The sequence below is a fragment of the Microbacterium sp. NPDC059771 genome, assembly GCF_042732495.1.
In the GTDB taxonomy this organism is placed as follows: domain Bacteria; phylum Actinomycetota; class Actinomycetes; order Actinomycetales; family Microbacteriaceae; genus Microbacterium; species Microbacterium sufflavum.
This window is the reverse complement of record NZ_JBHWHK010000001.1, coordinates 2364165-2384586: the sequence shown is the minus strand read 5'-3', so window position 1 is coordinate 2384586 and position 20422 is coordinate 2364165. Positions and strand designations below refer to the sequence as shown.

Genomic DNA, 20422 nt, shown 5'->3' with positions numbered 1-20422 from the left:
CGTGACATCATCGGGAGCATGAGCACGCCCGCGCCGAACCATCCGTCCGACATGCGCGCATGGCTGCGGAGCCGGCCGGCGCTCACCGGTCGCGGGCGACCGGTCGACGTCGCCGCGCTCCCGGCGGAGCCCCTGCCGCTGTTCCTCTCGTGGATCCGGCTCGCTGCCGATCAGGGGGTGCCGGAGCCGCACGCCGCCACCCTGGCGACGGTCGATCGCGACGGCATGCCGGATGCGCGCACGCTCCTCCTCAAGGATGCGGACGCCCGCGGATGGGCGTTCGCGGGGCCTCGTTCGTCGGGCAAGGGCGTCCAGCTCGCCGTGCACGCCGTGGCGGCACTGAACTTCTGGTGGCAGCCGCTCGCCCGGGCGGTGCGGCTCCGCGGGCCGGTGCGGGAGGCGACGCCCGCGGAGAGCGCGGCCGACCTGGCCGCACGGTCTCCGGCCGCGCGGGACGGGGTCGCCGCCGGGGACTGGGTGCTGTGGCGCCTGCAGCCCTCGCGGGTGGAGTTCTGGCAGGGGGCGACCGATCGACGGCACACTCGGATCGTGTACGAGGTGGCACCGGGCGGCTGGGGACGGCACGTGAGCGGTACGACCGGCACCTGAGCGCGCGGCACTCGGGCTCAGCGGGCGTCGAGCAGCTCGTCCTCGACGTCGGCGTCGCGGTCGCGCCGGCGCGGCGCCTTCACGGGTGCCGGCTTCCCCTCGAGCTCCTCGCGGTGCTTCACGATCTCGGTGCGGATGATGTAGCCGATGAAGATGAACCCCATGATCGCGAACAGGATCCACTGGATCGCGTACGACAGGTGCGGACCGGGATCGTCGGTGGGCGACTCGAAGCCGCCGAGGGTTCCCGAGCCCGCCGGGTCCTCCGACACCAGTCGCCCGTAAGCGCCGGTGAGGGCGCCACCGTCGATGGTCTCGGAGATCGACGGCAGATGGATCGTGGGCACCTGGCCCTCCGGCGCGCCGCGACCGGAGGCGGGAAGCGGCTCGCCGGGTCGAAGGCGCACCGTGACCGTGACCTCGCCGGACGGTGGGGCGGGGATGGCGTCCGGCACGTCACCCTCGCCCGGCGGAACCCACCCCCGGTCGACGATCAGCACGCGACCGTCGACATCGCGGAACGGCACCAGCACCTCGAAGGCGCTCGTGCCCCCGTGCGGGCGGTTGCGCACGAGCAGCTGTTCGTCGGCGAGGTACTCGCCCTGCAGCGTGACCGGCCGCCACTCGTCGTCGGGATCGAGCACGTCGTCGTCGCCCAGCACCTCGGTGAGGGGCACCGCGGGGGCGTCGTAGTTCTGCTCGACCAGCGCGATCTGCTCGGCCCGCGATTCGTTGCGCTCGAACTGCCAGTGCGACAGGAAGGCGCAGGCGATCGCGAACCCGATCGCGATCAGGGTGTAGACGCCCCAGCGGGTCAGGCGGTTGTTCACGAGGGCACACCGTCTCTCACGGTCACGGGGAAGTCACGGGCGGCCAGATAGTCGCGGAGGAAGTCCACGTGCTCGGGGCACGCCAGCCAGATCTTCTCGCGGTCGGGGGCGTGGATGCGGGGATTGCGCCACACGACCTGGCTGGTCGCCGCGCTCCGGCATCCGGCGCGCGAGCAGATCAGATCGGTCATTGCTCCGCGCGGCCTTCGCGGATCGTGAAGACGCCGGGGTTCGCCTCCTGCACAGGCGGAGGACCGGGAGCCGCATCGAGCTCTTGCAACGGCGACTCGGCGGAGGTCTCCGTGCTGTCGCTTCCCGCATTGGCGAACACCACGGCGATGTAGGGCAGCACAGCGGCGGCCAGGGCGAACACCCACGTGTACCACCCGAACGGCTGCACGAAGAACATCAGGCCGAAGCACACGACGCGGATCGTCATCGTGAGCGCGTAGCGGCGCACGCGGTGGTCGCTCTCGTCCCCGGGAGACTGGGGGAGAGAGGTGACGGCCGGGACTCGACGTGCGTTCTTCACGATGCTTCCAGCCTACGCCGGTGCGGGCTCGGCGGCGCCCCGATTCCGCCCGGGGCACGCTCGCTGCAGTCGCTAGGATCGTTCACGGCTCGGAAACCCGACCCCCGACCAGAGCAGGAGTGCCCCCATGAGTGCTGACCGCGTCGTCCTCGTCACCGGAGGCAACCGCGGCATCGGCCGCGCCATCGCCGAGCGCTTCGTGCGAGAGGGGTACCGCGTGGCCGTCACCGCCCGCAGCGGCGAGGGTCCGGAGGGCACGCTCACGGTGCGCGCCGATGTCACCGATGCCGCGTCCCTCGATGCCGCGTTCACCGAGGTCGAGCAGCAGCTCGGCCCGGTCGAGGTCGTGGTGGCCAACGCCGGGATCACGAAGGACACCCTCCTGCTGCGCATGAGCGAGGACGACTTCGACAGCGTGGTCGCCACCAACCTCGGCGGCACCTTCCGCGTCGTCAAGCGTGCGTCGAAGGGCATGCTGCGCGCACGGTTCGGACGCATCATCCTCATCTCCAGCGTCGTCGGGCTCTACGGCTCCGCCGGTCAGGTCAACTACGCAGCGTCGAAGAGCGCCCTGGTCGGCTTCGCCCGGTCGATCACGCGCGAGCTCGGGGCCCGCGGCATCACCGCCAACGTCGTCGCGCCCGGGTTCATCGAGACCGACATGACCGCGGAGCTCCCGGAGGAGACGCAGAAGCAGTACCAGGCCAGCATTCCCGCCGGAAGGTTCGCGACGGCGGATGAGGTCGCGGGTGTGGTCACCTGGCTCGCGAGCGATGATGCCGCCTACATCTCGGGTGCCGTCATCCCCGTCGACGGCGGCCTCGGGATGGGCCACTGACGCGCTGAGAGGCCCGGGCTCCGACCCGTCCGCACGTCGGACTCACCGGGCGACGGCGGCGACCAGCAGCTCACCCAGGCGCTGCGGAACCGAGAACTGCGGCCAGTGGCCGGACCCGATGCGCACGACCTCGGCGTCGGCGATGGCGTGGAACTCCTCCGCGTATGCACCCCACTGTGCGATCGTCGCCTCGAACGCCTCCTCGTCGAGCCCGCCCATGAGCAGCGTCACCGGCACGGAGTGGCGCGCGGGGTTCTCGAGCTGGATCTCGTCCGCGGGCACGCGTCCCGGCACGCTCTGCGTCAGCCCGACCGTGCGGGCCCGTGTCGCGTCGTCGAGGTCGTGCACATCCTCGTCGGGGAAGAAGTCCCACCCGGGGAACGGGACGGCACCGTCGACGACCTCGAACTCATTGATGCCCGAACCGGGCGGCGGCGGCACCGTGTCGACGAAGATCACGCGCCGCACGCGCTCGGGCCTCGCGTCGGCGACTCCCCAGGCCACATTGCCGCCTCCGCTGTGACCGACGACGACCACGTCGCCCTCGACCTCATCGACGGCGGCCACGCCCGCGGCCACCCACTCCGCCATGCCGATGTCGGAGGCGGCCGGACCGGAAGCCCCGAGACCGGGAAGGGTGAGCGGATGGGTGCGGTGTCCTGCCTGCTCCAGCGCCGGTATCACGTCGTCCCAGCTGCGCGCGTCGAGCCAGAGTCCGGGGATGAGGATGATGTCCATGCGGCGACGCTAGCGCTGGCCGCCGACATCCACCACCGCCCTCACGGCAGGAGAGGGATGACCTCGGCGAGATCCTGCGTGGCGACGACGAGGCTCGCGGCCTCCCGGACGGCCGGCTTCGCGTTAAACGCGAGTCCGAGTCCGGCGACGGCCATCATGGGCAGATCGTTCGCCCCGTCACCGATGGCGATGGTGGCTCGCCGCGGGACCCGGAGCTCATCCGCCCAGGTCTGCAGCCAGGACGCCTTGGCCTGCCCATCGACGATGTCGCCGTCGACGCGACCGGACAGCACGCCGTCCGCGACCTCGAGCCGGTTGGCGCGCCACCGGTCGACGCCGAGCTCGGGAGCGATGTGGTCGAGGATCTCGTGGAACCCGCCGGACACGACGCCCACCACGCCACCGCGCGCGTGCACGGCGGCGGTGAGCTCGCGGACGCCCGGGGTCGGCTCGATGCGGGCGCGGACGCGCTCGAACGCCGACACCGGCACCCCCTCCAGTGCGGCGACGCGGGAGCGGAGGCTGGATGCGAAGTCGATCTCGCCCCGCATCGCGGCCTCGGTGGCGGCCTGCACCTCCGCGCGGCGACCGGCCTCGTCGGCGAGGAGCTCGATCACCTCGTTGCGGATGAGCGTGGAATCGGCATCGAGGACGACGAGGAAGCGCGCGGAGGTCACCCTCCGAGCCTAGCGATGCGGGCGCACGGGCCCGGACGGCGTGACGGCTCAGCGCTCGATGAAGACGCCCTTGCCGACCACGGTGATGCCCGACTCCGTCACGGTGAAGCCGCGCGCGAGGTCTCGCTCACGGTCCACACCGACCGTCGCGCCGTCCGCGAGGACGACGTTCTTGTCGAGGATCGCCCGGTGCACGCGTGCGCCCTGCCCGACGTGCACATGATCGAACACGACGGAGTCGGTGATGGTCGAACCGCCACCGGCCAGGGTCCACGGTCCCACCACGCTCCGCTCGAGGTGCGTGCCGGACAGGACGGAGCCGAGGGACACGATCGAGTCGATCGCGTTGCCGATGCGGCCGACGGAATCGCGCACGAACTTCGCAGGCGGCGAGTTCACCGCCTGCGAGTGGATCGGCCACTCCATGTTGTAGAGGTTGAACACGGGCAGCGTCGAGATCAGATCACGGTGCGCGTCGAAGAACGAGTCGATCGTCCCCACATCCCGCCAGTAGGAGCGGTCGCGCGGCGACGAGCCGGGGACGTCGTTCTGCTTCATGTCGTAGTAGCCGGCCTCGCCGCGGTCGACGAAGTACGGCACGATGTCGCCACCCATGTCGTGGCTCGACGTCGGGGACTCGCCGTCCGCCTCGACGGCGGCGATGAGGGCGTCCGCATCGAAGATGTAGTTGCCCATCGAGGCCAGGACCTCGTGGGGGGAGTCCGCGAGACCGGTCGCGTCGGTCGGCTTCTCGAGGAACTGCCGGATCCGTCCGGACTCCGGGTCCGCGTCGATCACGCCGAACTGCGAGGCGAGGGCGAGTGGCTGCCGGATGCCGGCCACGGTGGCCTTGGCGCCCGACTCGATGTGCGCCTCGAGCATCTGGCGGAAGTCCATGCGGTAGACGTGGTCGGCGCCGATCACCACGACGATGTCCGGCTTCTCGTCGTTGATCAGGTTCATGCTCTGCAGGATCGCGTCGGCCGAGCCGGAGAACCAGCGCTTGCCCAGTCGCTGCTGCGCGGGGACGGAGGCGACGTACGAGTCGAGCAGTGCCGACATCCGCCAGGTCTGCGAGATGTGCCGGTCCAGGCTATGGGACTTGTACTGGGTGAGCACCACGATCTGACGCAGGCCCGAGTTGATCAGGTTGGAGATGGCGAAATCGATCAGGCGGTACTGGCCGCCGAACGGCACGGCAGGCTTCGCACGATCCCCTGTCAGCGGCATGAGTCGCTTGCCCTCGCCGCCGGCGAGGATGATCCCGAAGACCTTCTTTGGAGCGGACATGGCTCCACCATAGATGCCGCCGCGCCGGGGAAACTAGCGTCTGGACAAGCCGGTCGCTAGCGTCTAGGCATGCGAGTCGAGATGATCAGCAAGGAGTACCCGCCGGAGATCTACGGCGGCGCCGGAGTGCACGTGGCTGAGCTGGTCGCCGCCCTGCGCGAGAGCATCGATGTGACGGTCCGAGCCTTCGGTGCGCCGCGCGAGGAGGAGGGCACGTTCGCGTACCGCACGCCGACCGGACTTGCCGGCGCGAACCCGGCGCTGCAGACGCTGGGCACCGACCTCGAGATCGTCGCCGCGATCGGCGGGGCCGACCTCGTGCACAGCCACACCTGGTACGCGAACTTCGCCGGTCACCTCGCCTCGCAGCTGCACGGCATCCCGCACGTGCTGACCGCGCACAGCCTGGAGCCGCTGCGACCGTGGAAGGCGGAGCAGCTCGGCGGCGGCTACGCGGTGTCGAGCGGGATCGAGAAGCTGGCGTACGAGAACGCGGCCGCCGTCGTCGCGGTGAGCGCGGGGATGCGCGCCGACATCCTGCGCAGCTATCCCGGGGTGGACCCCGCGCGTGTCCGGGTGATCCACAACGGCATCGATGTGGAGCGCTGGCGGCCGGTCGAGGACGCCGCGTTCCTGGAGTCGATCGGCATGGACCCCGCTCGCCCGTCCGTGGTGTTCGTCGGGCGGATCACCCGGCAGAAGGGACTGCCGTACCTGCTCCAGGCGGCCCGGCTCCTGCCGCCGGAGGTGCAGCTGGTGCTGTGCGCCGGCGCCCCGGACACCCCGGAGATCATGGCCGAGGTGCAGGAGGGGGTGCGGCTTTTGCAGCAGACTCGCGAGGGCGTCATCTGGATCGAGCGCATGCTCCCCCGCGACGAGCTGTCGGCCATCCTCGCCGCAGCGACCACGTTCGTGTGCCCCTCGGTGTACGAGCCGCTGGGCATCGTGAACCTGGAGGCGATGGCGTGCGGCGCCGCGGTCGTCGGCACGGCCACGGGTGGGATCCCGGAGGTGGTCGACGACGGCGTGACCGGCCGCCTGGTGCCGATCGAGCAGGTGCAGGACGGCACGGGCACCCCGATCGACCCGGAGCGCTTCGTCGCCGACCTGGCCGCCGTGCTGACCGAGGTCGCGACGGATCCGGAGCGCGCCCGCGCATACGGTGAAGCCGGACGGGAGCGGGCGCGGACCCAGTTCAGCTGGACCGCGATCGCGGAAGCGACCCGCGCGCTCTACGCGGAGCTGATCCGTTGAGCCGATAGGCTGGCCGCATGCCGATCGCTCTGGATTTCGCTGACGTCGTCGTGCGCCGAGAGGGGCGCAACATCATCGATCACGTGACCTGGCAGGTCGCCGACGATCAGCGATGGGTGATCCTCGGGCCGAACGGCGCGGGCAAGACCACGCTGCTGCAGCTGGCCGACACGCTCATGCACCCGACGGCCGGCACGGTCACCGTGCTGGGCGAGACGCTCGGTCGCACCGACGTGTTCGAGATCCGCCCCCGGATCGGGTTCGCCTCCTCCGCGATGGCCAAGCGGGTTCCGCGTGACGAGACCGTGCTCAACACGGTGCTCACGGCCGCGTACTCGGTGCTCGGCCGGTGGAACGAGAGCTATGAGGACATCGATGAGCGCCGCGCCCTCCGCGTGTTGCGCGATTGGCGTCTGGATCACCTCGCCGACCGCACGTTCGGCACGCTCAGCGACGGCGAGCAGAAGCGTGTCCAGATCGCGCGCGCCGTCATGACCGACCCGGAGCTGCTGCTGCTCGACGAGCCGACGGCCTCGCTCGACCTCGGCTCGCGCGAGGAGCTGCTCGCCCTGCTCGGCGGGTACGCCTCGGCGCCGTCGACGCCCGCGATGCTGATGGTGACGCACCACGTGGAGGAGATCCCGGTCGGTTTCACGCACGTGCTGCTGCTGCGTGACGGCGTCGTCGTCGCGGCGGGACCGATCGAGGAGTCGCTCACGAGCGAGTCGCTGACGGCCGCGTTCGGGATGCCGATCACGCTGTCTCAGGAGGGTGGCCGCTACGCCGCCCGCGCCGCGTCCTGACGCGGCATCTGATAGAATCGACCCTTGGTGCTCTCTGCACCGCAGACTTCCCTCGTCCCTGGCACAATCCAGGGCAGCAACTAAGGAATCCCATGAAGACTGACATTCACCCCGACTACCAGGCCGTCGTGTTCCGCGACCTCGGCTCGGGCGAGACCTTCCTCACCCGTTCCACCGTCACCAGCGACAAGACCATCGAGCTGGACGGCGTGGAGTACCCGGTGATCGACGTCGAGATCTCCTCGGCTTCGCACCCCTTCTACACGGGCAAGCAGCGCATCATGGACTCGGCCGGTCGCGTCGAGAAGTTCAACCAGCGCTTCAAGGGCTTCGGCGGCTCCTCCAAGTAAGGGCCCCCGACGAAGGCCCCGCGTTCCTCGGAACGCGGGGCCTTCGTCATGCCCGGCGCCCGTCACAGGTCGATGATGATCCTGGTGCCGCGGATGCGGTCGGGCGGGTCGCCCGGGGAGGGGGCGGGGGCGGTGCGCCGTGTCTGCCGATCGCGCTCCTGGCCGGCTTCGTGAGCAGAGGGGGACCACACGCTGTCGAATGCGCCGACGAGCCCGCCGCCGGTCGCGTGCTCGTACTTCTCGTCGACCGGCTTGCGCGAGAACGTGTGTCGCATCCCGGCGATCAGCAGCGCGGGACCCGTGACCAGGACCAGCGCGACCGTCGCCCACGCCATGACGTCTCGCATGCCCCCAGGATAGGCGGCTGCAGTGTCGCCGTGGGGCGTCAGCGCAGGCGTCGACCCGCGGCGAGGTCGATCAGGCGGGAGAGCACCTGGCCCGTCCGCAAGCCGTTGTGCTCGTGTTCGCTGGTCACCCACAGGGATACCCCGGGGAGCAGTCGCGCGGTCTCGAGTGAGAACTCGAGCGGCACGTACACGTCATGCACGTACACGGCGGCGGCTCCCGTCGCACCCGAGGCGGTGATCGCCGCGGGGTCGTAGATCTGCGGCCAGGCGTGCTCGGCCAGGGCCAGAGTGACCTCTCGCCACGGCCGCAGCGCCGGAACCGTGTCGGTCCACTCGCGGCGGATGTGCTCGCCCGTGAACAGCGTGGGATCGTCCTGGAAGTCGGCGGGTTCGACGCGCTCGGCCGACCACCGGGTCGCATGGCCGCTCGCATAGCTCGACTCATGGAACACGTAGTACAGCGGATTGCGGCCGCCGAAGGGCATGGCGTGCATCAGGTCGTACCGGAAGGCGTTCGACGAGGGGTCGCGCTCCAGGAGCGACCACACCGTCTGCCATCCGTCGTCGGTGCCGAGCGCGGAGCCGACCGAGCGCAGGCGCGAGCGCGAGACGACCTCGCCGTCCGGCAGGACGATGCGGCCCTCGTCGGCGAGGTCGATCAGACGGCGCATGGTGTCGCGGTGCTCGGGGAATCGGCGGTAGTAGCGCTCGGAGGCCATGCGCATCTTGTCGTAGCACAGCGCGTAGACCTCGTCGGGGTGCCGCTCGACGGTGCTGAGGCCGCCGGTGATGAACACGTCGCGCAGCGACCCGGCATCGGTCGACAGGTAGGCGAGCGTGGTGAACCCGCCGAACGACTGACCCAGCACGCTCCAGGTGGTGGCACCCAGGTGCTCGCGCATCGCCTCGGCGTCGCGCACGATCGCATCGGCGCGCAGGTGGGTCAGGTGCTCGGCCACCGCGTCGGCTCCCTGAGCGAGGTCGTCGTCGCCGACGGGGGTGGAACGACCGGTGCCCCGCTGGTCGAGCAGCACGACCCGGTAGTGCGCGAGCGCCTGGTCGAGCCACGCCGGGGCGGTGGAGGAGTGGAACGGCCGCGGCGCTTCGTGCCCCGGGCCGCCCTGCAGGAAGACCAGGTACGGCAGCTGCTCTCCGCCCTCGCGCGCGACCACCGCGGCGAACACGTCGATGCTGCGCGGGTCGGCGGGGTCGTCCCACACGAGCGGCACGGTCAGGGTGTGCTCGTCGACGGTCAGGTCGAGCAGGCGGCGGCGGACGGTGGTGGTCATGTCACATCACGTTCCCGATGTAGGAGTACTTGACGAAGACCTCGGAGGCGAGCCCGGACTCCTCCAGCACGCCCTGCACCGCGGTCATCATGTAGTTCGAGTCCCACCCCATGTACAGCGAGTGCTCGTCGTCGAGCCGGTCCCACTGGCCCTTCCACGCCTGGGCGTCGTAGATGGGGCCGCCGTGCGCGGCGCAGTACGCGACGGCCGCCTCACGGGTGTCGGTCCACGCACGCCGGAACACGCGGTTGAAGAGGTGCTTGACGTCGTAGACCTCCCAGCGCTCTCCGCGGTACTCGACGTAGTCGAACTCGCGCTCCCAGCCGGCCGGCCAGCCGCGCCGGCGGACGGCGTCGAGGATCGGGGTGAGGCCGTCGTCGTCGATCTCCGGCAGGGCAGGGCGGGCCCAGATCCGCAGCAGCTCGGTCGTCAGCGCGACCGTGCGGGCCGTGATGGCGGCGGTGCCCCAGGCCGCAGCGGCGGTCAGCTCTCGCGTGGCCGGCACGGTGCTGCGCGCGTAGGCCTCGTCGCGCTTGACCGGGAACGATGCTCCGAACACGCGCTCGGTCAGCCCCTGCTCGAGCAGCGTGAGGTTGCCGAGCGTGGGAGCGAGCGCGCGGTGGCTGTTCTGCTCGTCCTCGCTGTACTCGCTCCACGGACGCACGCCGTCGCCCGACCACGCGTCACCGGGGACGGCCGGGACGATGTGCTCGACATCGAAGCCCTCGACCTCGTCGACGCCTTCGAGTCGCCCGAGCACGTAGGCGGGGTAGGGCAGCTCGCTGTACTTCAGGACGGCGCTCACACGCTCGTCCGACGGCGTGATGCGGGCGATCGCGCGGGCAAGCGCCTCCTGACCGTTCGCGCGCGCCCGGCAGAGCCGCGCGATCAGGCGCTCGGTCGGCAGATTCACCAGCACGCGGCGGAGGTACATGGCCTGCAGCCACTCGAGCGTCTGCAGGAACTCGGCTCGGTCGATGCGTCCGCGGACGTGGTCGCTGTAGGCGTTGAGCACCAGCGGATACGACGAGCGTCCGAACGTGTTGACGGCCCGCAGCTGCCGCGCGATCTCGAGGTCGGGCTCCCGTGACGGGTCGAGCAGGATGCCGTAGAGCTCCGCGAAGTGCCGCCAGTTCGCGGCATCGGCCTGGAGGTGCGCGACGTCGACGCGCGGGAACGACTGGCGGAACGCGCTGTACACGCCGTGCTCGCCGTTCGCCGCAACCTCTCGGCCGGTGACCATGACGAGGTAGTGGCGCCAGAACGCGCCGATCGCCTCGCCGGTGTGCTGTTCGATGGGCAGCCAGAAGCGCGACTCGACGTCGAGCTGTTCGGCGTGGCTCAGGCCCATCAGGATGTAGTTGTGGATGAGCTCGTGGTCGCGCAGCGGCTCGCCGGTGGAGTTGAGGCTCTCGAAGATCTGCTGCGCGTTGGCACGGGGACCCAGCGTGATCGACACGTGCTCCAGGCGCTGCAGCCCCCGCCAGATCAGCGGCACTTCGTCGACGTGGATCTGGCTGCGGAAGAACGCGTAGTTGTCGTCGAACCGCGACTCGCGGTCGAGGTCGTCGCGGCGGTCGAGGACGACGGACTCGTACAGCTCGGCCCATGCGTCGTGGGGTCGGAGCTTGGTGCGTCCGGGAGCGTCCGCCAGGACGAGCACGCGGGAGAGCTCGGCGGCGAGGTCCGGATCGGTGTCGCGGACCGCGTGATGCAGCGCGGCGACGAGGAGCATGAGCGTGGTGATCCGCTGCTGTCCGTCGATCAGGATGAGGTCGGCGTCCTCGCCGCTGCCGTCCTGCGCGGAGAGGATGGAGCCGAGGAAGTGACGGTGGGCGTCGTCTTCCGCCGCGACCGCGCGGACGTCGGACAGGAGCCGTTCGCAGCCGCCGATGTCCCACCGGTACTGCCGCTGGTACACGGGGACGACGATGGTCGTGCGTCCCGCCGCGAGCCATTCGATCGTGTTGACTGCTGTCGCCTCGACGTTGGTCGCGGTGCTCATGCTGGTGTCTGATCCTCCCGTTGCGACGGGCGCCGAGAACGCGCTCGACGCCCCGCCCAGTCTATTCGGGTTATGCACGGCCGCCCTTCGGGGAGGCGGCGAGCCCCGCTGTTAGGCTTGCCTTATCAGGGCCTGTTAAAACGTGCTGGCCCCCGATGAAAGGAACATGACTCGATCATGGGATACATCAAGTCCGCAGCGCTGGAGGAGAAGGGCTTCGTCGTCCTCGACAGCTACGACCAGGAGGCCGACCCCAAGGAGTGGCTGGACGTCGAGTACAACGACTGGAAGTCCTCGGGCGACACCCGGTTCGCGCCCCTCGCCAGCGCCTTCGGCGACATCGAGTGCAACGGCTTCTGGAACCACAAGCCGCCGCGCACCGACAAGGACGGCGTCTGGATCGACTCCCAGGTCGCGAAGGCACCGAACCTGACGCGTCGCGCGCAGGAGCCGGGTGCCAACGTCGGTCGGTGCCGCATCATCGAGCTGCAGCCCACCCCGTACGGCGACTGCCTGTACAACCTGCACCAGGACGACAACAACCGCCTGAACCCGGACGGGACCGGCTGGGTCGTCCGCGGCTTCTTCAACCTCACCGACGACAAGGACAGCTACTTCGTCCTGCGCGAGAACCGCACCGACCCGAGCATCGAGTACCGCATCGCGCTGCCGGCCGGCGCGCAGCTGATCGTGGACACACAGCGCCTGTGGCATGCTGCCACCCACAACGGCACCGACCCGCGCTACTGCCTGATCACGTCGTGGACCTCGGGCCCCGAGCTCGACGCCTACATCGAGAAGTACCACGGCACCGACGACGTCCCGAACGTCGAGGTCCCGCAGGACGTGCTGGAGTTCGGCTACGCCGAGCAGGCGCGCAAGGACGCGGCGCGCGCCGCGTACTACGCCGCCAAGGGCCAGCAGGTCAAGCAGGCCATGAGCGAGGCGTGATCCTCCGCTGATACGACGAAGGCCCCGGTCGCTCGACCGGGGCCTTCGTCATGGAATCACACGCTTGTGATTTATGCGGAACTCCGCGAGAATGGGCGCACAACTGCATACTCTCGCCACTTCGTGGGTCAGGTCGTAGGGGAAGACGCACCTGATGAAACGGAGAGATCATGGCGACGGCTTACGCACGCGGAGTGGTGTTCATCCACTCGGCGCCTCGCGCGCTCTGCCCGCACCTGGAATGGGCGGTCGGTCGCGCTATCGGGCGTGCGGTGAACTTCGACTGGACGGAGCAGCCGGTCCTCGACGGCGCCCGGCGCGCCGAGTTCTACTGGGACGGCCCCGTCGGCACGGGTGCTGCGCTCGCGACCGCGATCCGCGGCTGGGAGCACCTGCGCTTCGAGGTCACGGAAGACCCGACGCCCCGCAGTGACGGCGGACGCTGGCTGCACACTCCGGATCTCGGCATCCACTACGCGCAGACCGACGCCGCCGGCAACATCGTGATCGGCGAGGACCGCATCCGCTACGCGATGGAGATCGCCGCAGGGAACGCCGTCGAGCTGCAGCGCGAGCTGGACATCGCGCTCGGCTCCGCCTGGGACGAGGAGCTCGAACCGTTCCGCCACGCCAGTGACGATGCGCGCGTCGTCTGGCTCCACAAGGTCGGTTGACCGGCCCGCAGACCGGGGGCGCGGGAGGCGTGAGTATCGGATTCCGGTGAGTGATCCCGGACGCTGAGAAGACGTATCCTCGCCCCGCTCGACGAAGACCCCGCCACGGATGCCGCGGCGGGGTCTTCGTCGTCAGATGACAGCCGCGTGGCGCATCTCCGCCGCGGGCTGTCGGCTGCCTCCCACCAGGTCGCCCCACGCCAGGGCGAGACGGGCCATCGCCTCCGCCGTGCGCTCCGGCGGAAGGGTGATCGGGATGCGGAGCCGCCGCTCCAGCACCCCGCCGGTCGTGAAGCGCGGCCCTGGGGGCAGGATCAGGCCCTGCTCGCGGGCGGCGAGCGACAACGCCGTCGAGACCGGCGCGCCCAGATCGATCCAGGCCGACAGACCGCCCGGGGTGCGCGGCATCCGCACGCCGGGCAGGTGCGTGAGGCCCTCGGCGACGGCAGCGCGTCCCGCCGTGAGCCGGCTGCGCACGTGCGCGCCGAGTGCAGGCATGTCGCGCAGCAGCTCGACCGCGATGCACTGCTCGAGCAGCGCGGTGCCCAGCTCGAACGAGGGGCGGACGGCGAGCAGGCGCGCGATCACGGAACGCTCGGCCCGGATCCACCCGATGCGCATCCCGCCCCACGCGATCTTCGACATCGAGCCGACGGTGATGACGTGCGGTCCCTCCGCGGCGAGGGGGACAGGAGCCCAGCCGCGGTCGATGTCGAGCTCGGCTGTGGTCTCGTCGACGATCAGATGGGTTCCCACGTGGCGCGCGGTGGCGGCGATGCGGGAGCGCTCCTCCTGCGGAAGGGTGGCACCGGTCGGGTTGTGGAAGTCGGGGATGAGGTAGGCGACGTGGGGGCGCGCGCTGAGCAGCGTGTCCGTGACGTGGCGGGTGTCCCAGCCGTCCGTGTCGACCGGCGTGGGCACCAGGCGGTAGCCGTGCCGATGGAGGGCTTCGAGCGCGTGGGGGAAGGTGGGCTGTTCCACGAGTGCGCGTTCGCCCCGACGCCCGATCGCGGTGAGGATCAGGTTCACGGCGTTGAGCGCTCCGGACGTCACGATGATCTCGTCCGCGGTGGTGTCGGCCCCGCGTTCCGTGAAGCGCTGCGCGAGCGCCTCGCGCAGCTCCGGAAGCCCCTGCAGCGAGTAGCCGCTCGTGCCGCGCAGCGCCGCGAGTCGCGGGAGTGAGCGCACGGTCGCGTCGTACAGCCCGGGGGTGGAGTCCATCGAGGCGATGGAGAGGTCGATCGCGTCGCCGTCGCCGTCCTGTCCCGGCAGCGCGGGGCCGTGGGGGAGTGCGACCCGGGTGCTGCCGCCGTGGTGCCGTGTGACGTAGCCGTCCGCCTCCAGCAGGCCGTACACGCGCGTGATGGTCGAGCGGGAGCGGCGCAGCTCGACCGCGAGAGCACGCTCGCTGGGCAGTCGTTCCCCCACCGTGAGCCGGCCGTCGAGGATGAGCGCGGTGATCTGGCGGGCCAGGGTGGTGGCCGAGGCGCCGGCGACGCTGCGCGCTCCGAGCTGTTCCACGAGTCGTGAGGACATGACTCCAGCTTGCCGCAAAAGTGGACTGCTATACGCAGGCCACTTTTGTCGCAGTGGTCTCGGCGACCGCGGCTCCCGTCGTTCCACGATGGAGAGATGCTCCTGCGCTCCATCCTCCTGCCCGTCCGCGCCACGAGCCCTCGCGACCTCGCGGAGCGCCTGGTCCAGCTCGTCATCGGACTGATGCTCTACGGCATCGCGCTGGCGTTCATGGTCCGCGGGGGCATCGGTGTGGCGCCGTGGGACGTGCTCGCGCTCGGTGTCGCGGGACGGAGCGGCCTCGGCTACGGCGCCGTCACCGTGCTGGTGTCGATCGTGGTCTTGCTGCTGTGGATCCCCCTGCGCCAGCGCGTCGGTCTCGGCACCCTGCTCAACGCCCTCCTGATCGGCCCCAGCGCCGACCTCGCGCTGCTGGCACTGCCCTCCCCGCCGAACGTGTGGATCGGCGCGCCCATGTTCGTGTTCGGACTCGTGCTGCTGGCGTTCGCCACCGGGCTCTACATCGCCGCTGACTTCGGTCCCGGCCCGCGGGACGGACTGATGACGGGTCTCGTCCGGACCACCGGATGGCCGGTCTGGCTCGCCAGGACCGTGATCGAAGGTTCGGTGCTCCTCATCGGATTCCTGCTGGGCGGCCCGGTGGGTGTGGGGACCGTGCTCTTCGCGTTCGGCGTCGGTCCGCTCATCGGCTGGTTCCTTCCCCGCATCGAGCGGCGCCGCAGGGCCCGGTCGCAGCGGCTCGCCGTCTCGAACGGCTGAGCCGGGTCCGTCGAGACAGGACGAGGCCCCCGGGACGTCCCGGGGGCCTCGTCGTGTCGTACGGGGTCGTCAGTCGGCGCTGCCCACCACGAGCACCGCGTTGTGTCCGCCGAAGCCGAAGGAGTTGCTGATCGCGATCTGCGGTCCGTCGCCCAGGGGCATCGGCTCTCCGGACAGGCGGAACGGGACCTCGGGGTCGGGCTCCGTCATGTTGATCGTCGGAGGGGCGACCCGGTCGCGCAGCGCGAGGATCGAGAAGATCGCCTCCAGCGCGCCGGTGCCGCCGAGCAGGTGCCCGGTCGACGCCTTGGTGGCCGACACCGGGATCTCATCGATTCGGTCGCCGAAGACCTTCTTGAGCGCTGTGTACTCGTTCGGGTCGCCCACCGGCGTCGAGGTGGCGTGGGCATTGATGTGCGTGACCTGGTCGGCCGTGATGCCGGCCTCCTCGAGAGCCTGCGTGACCGCACGGGCCGCGCCGTTGCCCTCCGGGTCGTTGCCCGTGATGTGGTAGGCGTCGGCCGTGACACCGCCGCCCAGGATGTAGCCGTAGATCTTGGCGCCGCGAGCCTTGGCGTGCTCCTCGGTCTCGAGGATCAGCGCGGCCGCTCCCTCGCCCATCACGAAGCCGTCGCGGTCGATCGCGCCCGGACGCGATGCGTGGGCCGGGTCGTCGTTGCGGCGGGAGAGGGCCTGCGCGGAAGCGAACGCCGCCATCGTGATGGGGTGGATCGCGGACTCGGTGCCGCCGGCGATCACGACGTCGGCGAGACCCTCCTGCAGGTGGTGGAAGGCGTGGATGAGGGACTCGGTGCTCGAGGCACAGGCGCTCACCACGGTCTGCGCGTAGGCGCGGGCCTCGAACTGCAGCGAGAGGTTGCCCGCGGCAGCGTTGGGCATGAGCATCGGGACCGTCAGCGGCATGACGCGGCGCGGTCCCTTCTCGCGCAGCGTGTCCCACGCGTCCAGCAGGGTCCACAGGCCGCCGATGCCGGTCGCGAAGTCGACGCCGAGGCGCTCGGGGGCGACCTCGGGGGAACCGGCGTCGGCCCAGGCCTCGCGTGCCGCGATCAACGCGAACTGCGAAGACGGGTCCAGACGCTTGGCCTCGTGGCGCGGCAGCACCTCTTCGGGGCGGACGATCGCCGAGGCGGCGAACGTGACGGGCAGCTCGTACTGCTGCACCCAGTCGTGCTCGATCGTGCGGGTGCCGGACACCCCGGCGAGGAGGTTGGTCCAGTTCTCGGGAGCCGTCCCGCCGATGGCGGACGTGGCGCCGATGCCGGTGACGACGATGCGCTTGGTCATGAAGGTGGTTCCTTGTCGAACGGGAGTCGTGCGGGAGATGGGCAGAGCGGAGGATGCCACGCCCCGCCGCAGCGGGGGTGGCATCCTGCCGTGTTACTCCTGGCCCGCGACGATGAAGTTGACCGCGTCGCCGACGGTCTTGAGGTTCTTGACCTCGTCGTCGGGAATGGTCACGCCGAACTTCTCCTCGGCGTTGACGACGATCGTCATCATCGAGATCGAGTCGATGTCGAGGTCGTCGGTGAACGACTTCTCCAGGGCGACCTCGGAGGCGTTGATGCCGGTCTCGTCGGTGATGAGCTCTGCGAGGCCGGAGAGGACCTCATCGTTGGTGAAAGCCATGGTGGTCTTCCTCTTTCTTACGGGGTGTATTAGGAACCGTGGAACAGTCTAGGGAAGGTCGGCGCGGACTCAGGGGAGGACGACGACCTGTGCGGCGAACACGAGACCGGCGCCGAAGCCGATCTGCAGCGCCAGCCCACCCGAAAGCTCGGGGTGTTCAGCCAGGAGGCGGTGGCTCGCGAGCGGGATGGAGGCGGCCGAGGTGTTGCCCGTCGTCTCGATGTCGCGGGCGATCGCCGTGGTCTCCGGCAGACCGAGCTGCTTGGCGAACTCGTCGATGATGCGCATGTTCGCCTGGTGAGGGATGAACGCGGCGAGGTCCTCCGCGGTCACGCCCGCCTTGTCCAGTGCCTCACGAGCGACCTTCACCATCTCCCACACCGCCCAGCGGAAGACGGTCGGGCCCTCCTGGCGCAGCGTGGGCCACGGCACCTCGCCGTCGCGGAACTCGGTGAGGGTGGCGTTCATGCCCACGGCGTCGGCCTTGGAGCCGTCCGAACCCCACACGGCGGGGGAGATGCCCGGCGTCTCGCTGGGGCCGATCAGTGCAGCGCCGGCACCGTCGCCGAGCAGGAACGAGATGCTGCGGTCGGTGGGGTCGACCACGTCGGACAGCTTCTCGGTGCCGATCACGAGAGCGTGGCGTGCCGTACCGGCCTTGATGAGCGCGTCGGCCTGCGCGATCGCGTACGCATACCCCGCACAGGCGGCGTTGATGTCGTAGGCGGCCGCCGGGTTCGCACCGACGCGGTCGGCGACGATCGCCGAGACCGAGGGCGTCTGCTTCGGGTTGCTGATCGTCGCGACGATCACGAGGTCGACCTGGTCGGCGGGGACGCCCGACTTCTCGATGGCCTCGGCGGCCGCGGCGGTGGCCAGGTCGATCGCATCCGTTCCCTTGTCGGCGCGCACGCGAGTCACGATGCCGGTGCGCTGGCGGATCCACTCGTCGCTCGAGTCGATCGGACCGATCAGGTCGTCGTTCGGGACGGCGTTCTCGCCGCGCGCGGCACCGTACGAGTAGATGCGGGTGTACGCGGGGCCGGTGAGCTGGGCGAGCGTGGCGCTCATGCGGCGTCTCCGTTCAGCAGCGCGACGGCTGCGTCGAGGTCTTCGGGGGTCTTGACGGCGACGGTCGGCACACCACGGAGCCCGCGCTTGGCGAGGCCGACGAGGGCGCCGGCGGGGGCGAGCTCGATGACCCCGGTGACGCCCGCCTCGGCGAACGACGCCATGCAGAGGTCCCAGCGCACCGGCGAGGACACCTGGTCGACGAGATACGAGAGCGCCTGCGCGCCGTCGGAGACCACGGAGCCGTCGCGGTTGGTCCAGAGCGTGATGTCGGGGTCGACGGGGGACACGTCGGCCACCGCGTCGCGGAGCGCGGCGACCGCCGAGCCCATGTACGAGGTGTGGAACGCGCCGGCGACCTGCAGTGGCACCACGCGCGTGCCCTTCACCGGCTCCTCGGCCAGAGCAGCCAGTGCCGGCAGCGGTCCGGCGACCACGATCTGGCCGCCGCCGTTGTAGTTGGCGGGGGACAGGCCGAGCTCGGCCAGGCGGGCGAGCAGCGCCTCTTCGTCGCCGCCCAGCACCGCGCTCATGCCCGTGGGGGTCTGCGCGGCGGCATCGGCCATCGCGCGGCCGCGGATCCCCACCAGACGCATGCCGGTCGTCTCGTCGATCACCCCGCTGCCCACGAGGGCGGCGACCTCGCCGACCGAGTGACCGGCGATGCCGTCCGCACGGCGGCCGGACCGCTGCACGAGGGCGTCGCCGGCGAGGAGCGACGCGGCGACGATCAGCGGCTGCGCGATGCGCGTGTCACGGATGGTGTCGGCGTCGGACACGGTGCCGTGGGTGCGGAGGTCGACCTCGGCCGCCTCGGAGAAGGAGGCGAGACGCTCCTCGGCGCCGTCGAGGTCGAGCCAGGGGGCGAGGAAACCGGGGGTCTGCGAGCCCTGTCCAGGGCAGACGACGACAATCACCCACCCAGTCTGCCAACGATTGCCGACGAGCGGTGGATGATCCATCACAAGATTGCGAGGATCCCTTGTGTGTGGCGCACAGGGCCTGGCGGCGTCACCGCGGCGGGCGCCGTGCGGACGGGCGGCGACGCACCTGCTCCGCGGCACCGATGGACCCGAGGATGAGGGCCGTCTGCAGGATGAGGGCCTCGCGCGGGCCCGTGGCGTCCCACCCGATCACCTCGCTCACGCGCTTGAGGCGGTAGCGCACGGTGTTCGGATGCACGAACAGCTCGCGCGCGGTCGCCTCCAGCGAGCGGCCGTTGTCGAGGTAGCTCCACAGCGTCGTCACCAGATCGGTCGAATGGGCCTGCAGTGGGCGGAAGATGCGCTCGACCAGCGTCTGCTTCGCGAGGGGGTCGCCCGCCAGAGCGCGCTCGGGCAGCAGGTCGTCGGCTTCCACCGGTCGCGGTGCGCTCCGCCAGGCGCGAGCCACCGCGAAGCCGGCGAGGGCCGCCCTGGCGCTCTGGCTCGCATCGACGAGGGCGGCGACCGCGGGTCCGAGCACGACGAAGCCGGGCCCGAACGACGGCTCGAGCCGGGCGGCGATCTCCTGGAAGCCCAGCTCCTCGTCCTCGCCCTCCTGTCCGGCCACGCGGGCACGGCCGAGCACCAGGACGAGCCGTGAGCCCTGCACGCCGATCAGCACGTCGACCGCGAGCTTCCGCGCCGTCCGACGCACGAGGTCCACATCGAACTGCGGAGGCGTCGTGCCGACCAGCACCGCGACCTCGCCGTGTCCGTGCCAGCCCAGGGCGGCGATGCGGCTCGGCAGCTCCTCGTCGGCCTCTCCCGTGAGGATCGAGTCCACCACGAGTGCCTCGAGGCGCGCATCCCACAGGCCGCGGGCCTCTGCGGCGCGGGCGTACACGTCGGCCGCGGCGAACGCGACGTCGCGCGAGTACAGCAGGATGGCCTCGCGGAGATGCTCACCCTTGCCGGCGACGCGCTCCTCGGTCACCTCCACCGTCACGCGGATCAGCTGGAGCGTCTGCTGCAGGCTCACGCTGCGCAGGAGCTCCCGTGGCGCGGCGGCGAAGATGTCCGCCGCGATCCACGGGGTCGAGGTGGGGTCGTCGTACCACTGGATGAACGAGGTGATGCCCGCCTGCGCCACCAGCCCGACCGCAGAACGGCGGGCCGGTGGCATGTCGGCGTACCACGGGAGCGTGTCCTCCAGCCGCTTGATCGTCACCGAGGCGATGTCACCGGAGATCCGGCGCAGCCAGGTGAGTGTCGCGGCCTTGTCCATGCCGGCGGCAG

23 protein-coding genes are annotated in these 20422 nt (G+C 70.5%); 8 read left to right on the top strand and 15 right to left on the bottom strand.

What is annotated here, in order from left to right:
• Positions 1-18: 18 nt before the first annotated feature.
• Positions 19-609: a pyridoxamine 5'-phosphate oxidase family protein gene (locus tag ACFV3I_RS11380; protein WP_206251164.1), complete on the top strand. Its 591-nt coding sequence runs from the start codon at positions 19-21 to the stop codon at positions 607-609.
• Positions 610-626: 17 nt separating this feature from the next.
• On the opposite strand, the gene ACFV3I_RS11375 is transcribed toward ACFV3I_RS11380, so the two are convergent.
• From ACFV3I_RS11375 to ACFV3I_RS11365, 3 genes are read right to left on the bottom strand one after another with little or no spacing between them, the layout of a single operon-like run.
• The gene (locus ACFV3I_RS11375; protein WP_136036174.1) at positions 627-1439 is read right to left on the bottom strand and encodes an SURF1 family protein; all 813 of its coding nucleotides are present in this window, start codon (positions 1437-1439) and stop codon (positions 627-629) included.
• Positions 1436-1630 carry a hypothetical protein gene (locus ACFV3I_RS11370; RefSeq protein WP_136030186.1) on the bottom strand — a complete coding sequence of 65 codons (195 nt, stop codon included), beginning with the start codon at positions 1628-1630 and terminating at the stop codon, positions 1436-1438. Before ACFV3I_RS11370 ends, ACFV3I_RS11375 begins: the two co-directional genes overlap by 4 nt.
• Positions 1627-1971, bottom strand: coding sequence for a DUF3099 domain-containing protein (locus tag ACFV3I_RS11365; RefSeq protein ID WP_206251166.1), 345 nt, complete (start codon positions 1969-1971; stop codon positions 1627-1629). Before ACFV3I_RS11365 ends, ACFV3I_RS11370 begins: the two co-directional genes overlap by 4 nt.
• A 127-nt stretch (positions 1972-2098) precedes the next feature.
• Here ACFV3I_RS11365 and ACFV3I_RS11360 point away from each other — a divergent pair, with 127 nt between their 5' ends.
• Entirely contained in the window at positions 2099-2809 is a 711-nt protein-coding gene (locus tag ACFV3I_RS11360; RefSeq protein ID WP_136030190.1) for a beta-ketoacyl-ACP reductase, read from the top strand.
• Positions 2810-2851: 42 nt separating this feature from the next.
• Here ACFV3I_RS11360 and ACFV3I_RS11355 read toward each other — a convergent pair whose 3' ends face one another.
• From ACFV3I_RS11355 to ACFV3I_RS11345, 3 genes are read right to left on the bottom strand one after another with little or no spacing between them, the layout of a single operon-like run.
• On the bottom strand, positions 2852-3547 hold the full coding sequence (locus ACFV3I_RS11355; RefSeq protein WP_206251167.1) for an alpha/beta fold hydrolase: 696 nt from the start codon (positions 3545-3547) through the stop codon (positions 2852-2854).
• A gap of 41 nt (positions 3548-3588) precedes the next feature.
• Positions 3589-4224 (bottom strand): phosphoserine phosphatase SerB, encoded by a 636-nt coding sequence (serB, locus tag ACFV3I_RS11350; protein WP_206251168.1) that lies wholly within the window; start codon positions 4222-4224, stop codon positions 3589-3591.
• Positions 4225-4272: 48 nt separating this feature from the next.
• On the bottom strand, positions 4273-5514 hold the full coding sequence (locus ACFV3I_RS11345) for a glucose-1-phosphate adenylyltransferase (protein WP_136030197.1): 1242 nt from the start codon (positions 5512-5514) through the stop codon (positions 4273-4275).
• A 69-nt stretch (positions 5515-5583) separates the two neighbouring features.
• Here ACFV3I_RS11345 and glgA point away from each other — a divergent pair, with 69 nt between their 5' ends.
• From glgA to ACFV3I_RS11330, 3 genes are all read left to right on the top strand, one after another.
• Positions 5584-6768 (top strand): glycogen synthase, encoded by a 1185-nt coding sequence (gene glgA / locus ACFV3I_RS11340; protein ID WP_136036171.1) that lies wholly within the window; start codon positions 5584-5586, stop codon positions 6766-6768.
• A 17-nt stretch (positions 6769-6785) separates the two neighbouring features.
• Positions 6786-7571, top strand: a complete 786-nt coding sequence (locus tag ACFV3I_RS11335) for an ABC transporter ATP-binding protein (protein ID WP_136036170.1) — start codon at positions 6786-6788, stop codon at positions 7569-7571.
• A 92-nt stretch (positions 7572-7663) separates the two neighbouring features.
• Positions 7664-7921, top strand: coding sequence for a type B 50S ribosomal protein L31 (locus ACFV3I_RS11330; protein ID WP_047520045.1), 258 nt, complete (start codon positions 7664-7666; stop codon positions 7919-7921).
• Between the two features lie 62 nt (positions 7922-7983).
• Here the strand turns inward: ACFV3I_RS11330 and ACFV3I_RS11325 are convergent, their stop codons facing one another.
• Genes ACFV3I_RS11325 through ACFV3I_RS11315 form a run of 3 tightly spaced genes read right to left on the bottom strand, consistent with a single transcriptional unit; the run spans position 7984 to position 11562 of the window.
• Positions 7984-8268: a hypothetical protein gene (locus ACFV3I_RS11325; protein ID WP_247638997.1), complete on the bottom strand. Its 285-nt coding sequence runs from the start codon at positions 8266-8268 to the stop codon at positions 7984-7986.
• Between the two features lie 38 nt (positions 8269-8306).
• Positions 8307-9557: an alpha/beta fold hydrolase gene (locus ACFV3I_RS11320; protein WP_247638998.1), complete on the bottom strand. Its 1251-nt coding sequence runs from the start codon at positions 9555-9557 to the stop codon at positions 8307-8309.
• Between the two features lies 1 nt (position 9558).
• Positions 9559-11562: a DUF262 domain-containing protein gene (locus ACFV3I_RS11315; protein ID WP_378803744.1), complete on the bottom strand. Its 2004-nt coding sequence runs from the start codon at positions 11560-11562 to the stop codon at positions 9559-9561.
• Positions 11563-11739: 177 nt separating this feature from the next.
• Between ACFV3I_RS11315 and ACFV3I_RS11310 the strand changes: the two genes are divergently transcribed.
• Both ACFV3I_RS11310 and ACFV3I_RS11305 read left to right on the top strand, forming a co-directional pair.
• Positions 11740-12513, top strand: coding sequence for a hypothetical protein (locus ACFV3I_RS11310; RefSeq protein WP_136030209.1), 774 nt, complete (start codon positions 11740-11742; stop codon positions 12511-12513).
• A gap of 170 nt (positions 12514-12683) precedes the next feature.
• A complete protein-coding gene (locus tag ACFV3I_RS11305) occupies positions 12684-13187 on the top strand; it encodes a DUF3145 domain-containing protein (protein WP_136030211.1) in 504 nt (167 codons plus the stop codon).
• 132 nt (positions 13188-13319) lie between these two features.
• Here ACFV3I_RS11305 and ACFV3I_RS11300 read toward each other — a convergent pair whose 3' ends face one another.
• Positions 13320-14723, bottom strand: coding sequence for a PLP-dependent aminotransferase family protein (locus tag ACFV3I_RS11300; protein ID WP_378803743.1), 1404 nt, complete (start codon positions 14721-14723; stop codon positions 13320-13322).
• A 96-nt stretch (positions 14724-14819) separates the two neighbouring features.
• Between ACFV3I_RS11300 and ACFV3I_RS11295 the strand changes: the two genes are divergently transcribed.
• A complete protein-coding gene (locus tag ACFV3I_RS11295; protein ID WP_136030215.1) occupies positions 14820-15482 on the top strand; it encodes a YitT family protein in 663 nt (220 codons plus the stop codon).
• A 69-nt stretch (positions 15483-15551) separates the two neighbouring features.
• Here ACFV3I_RS11295 and ACFV3I_RS11290 read toward each other — a convergent pair whose 3' ends face one another.
• The 5 genes from ACFV3I_RS11290 to ACFV3I_RS11270 form a co-directional block, all read right to left on the bottom strand.
• Positions 15552-16790, bottom strand: a complete 1239-nt coding sequence (locus ACFV3I_RS11290; RefSeq protein ID WP_136030217.1) for a beta-ketoacyl synthase — start codon at positions 16788-16790, stop codon at positions 15552-15554.
• A gap of 93 nt (positions 16791-16883) precedes the next feature.
• The gene (locus ACFV3I_RS11285; protein ID WP_136030219.1) at positions 16884-17132 is read right to left on the bottom strand and encodes an acyl carrier protein; all 249 of its coding nucleotides are present in this window, start codon (positions 17130-17132) and stop codon (positions 16884-16886) included.
• A gap of 69 nt (positions 17133-17201) precedes the next feature.
• Positions 17202-18203, bottom strand: coding sequence for a beta-ketoacyl-ACP synthase III (locus tag ACFV3I_RS11280; protein ID WP_136030221.1), 1002 nt, complete (start codon positions 18201-18203; stop codon positions 17202-17204).
• On the bottom strand, positions 18200-19120 hold the full coding sequence (locus tag ACFV3I_RS11275) for an ACP S-malonyltransferase (RefSeq protein WP_247639002.1): 921 nt from the start codon (positions 19118-19120) through the stop codon (positions 18200-18202). Before ACFV3I_RS11275 ends, ACFV3I_RS11280 begins: the two co-directional genes overlap by 4 nt.
• A 94-nt stretch (positions 19121-19214) precedes the next feature.
• Positions 19215-20411, bottom strand: a complete 1197-nt coding sequence (locus tag ACFV3I_RS11270) for a CdaR family transcriptional regulator (protein WP_136030264.1) — start codon at positions 20409-20411, stop codon at positions 19215-19217.
• Positions 20412-20422: the final 11 nt, after the last annotated feature.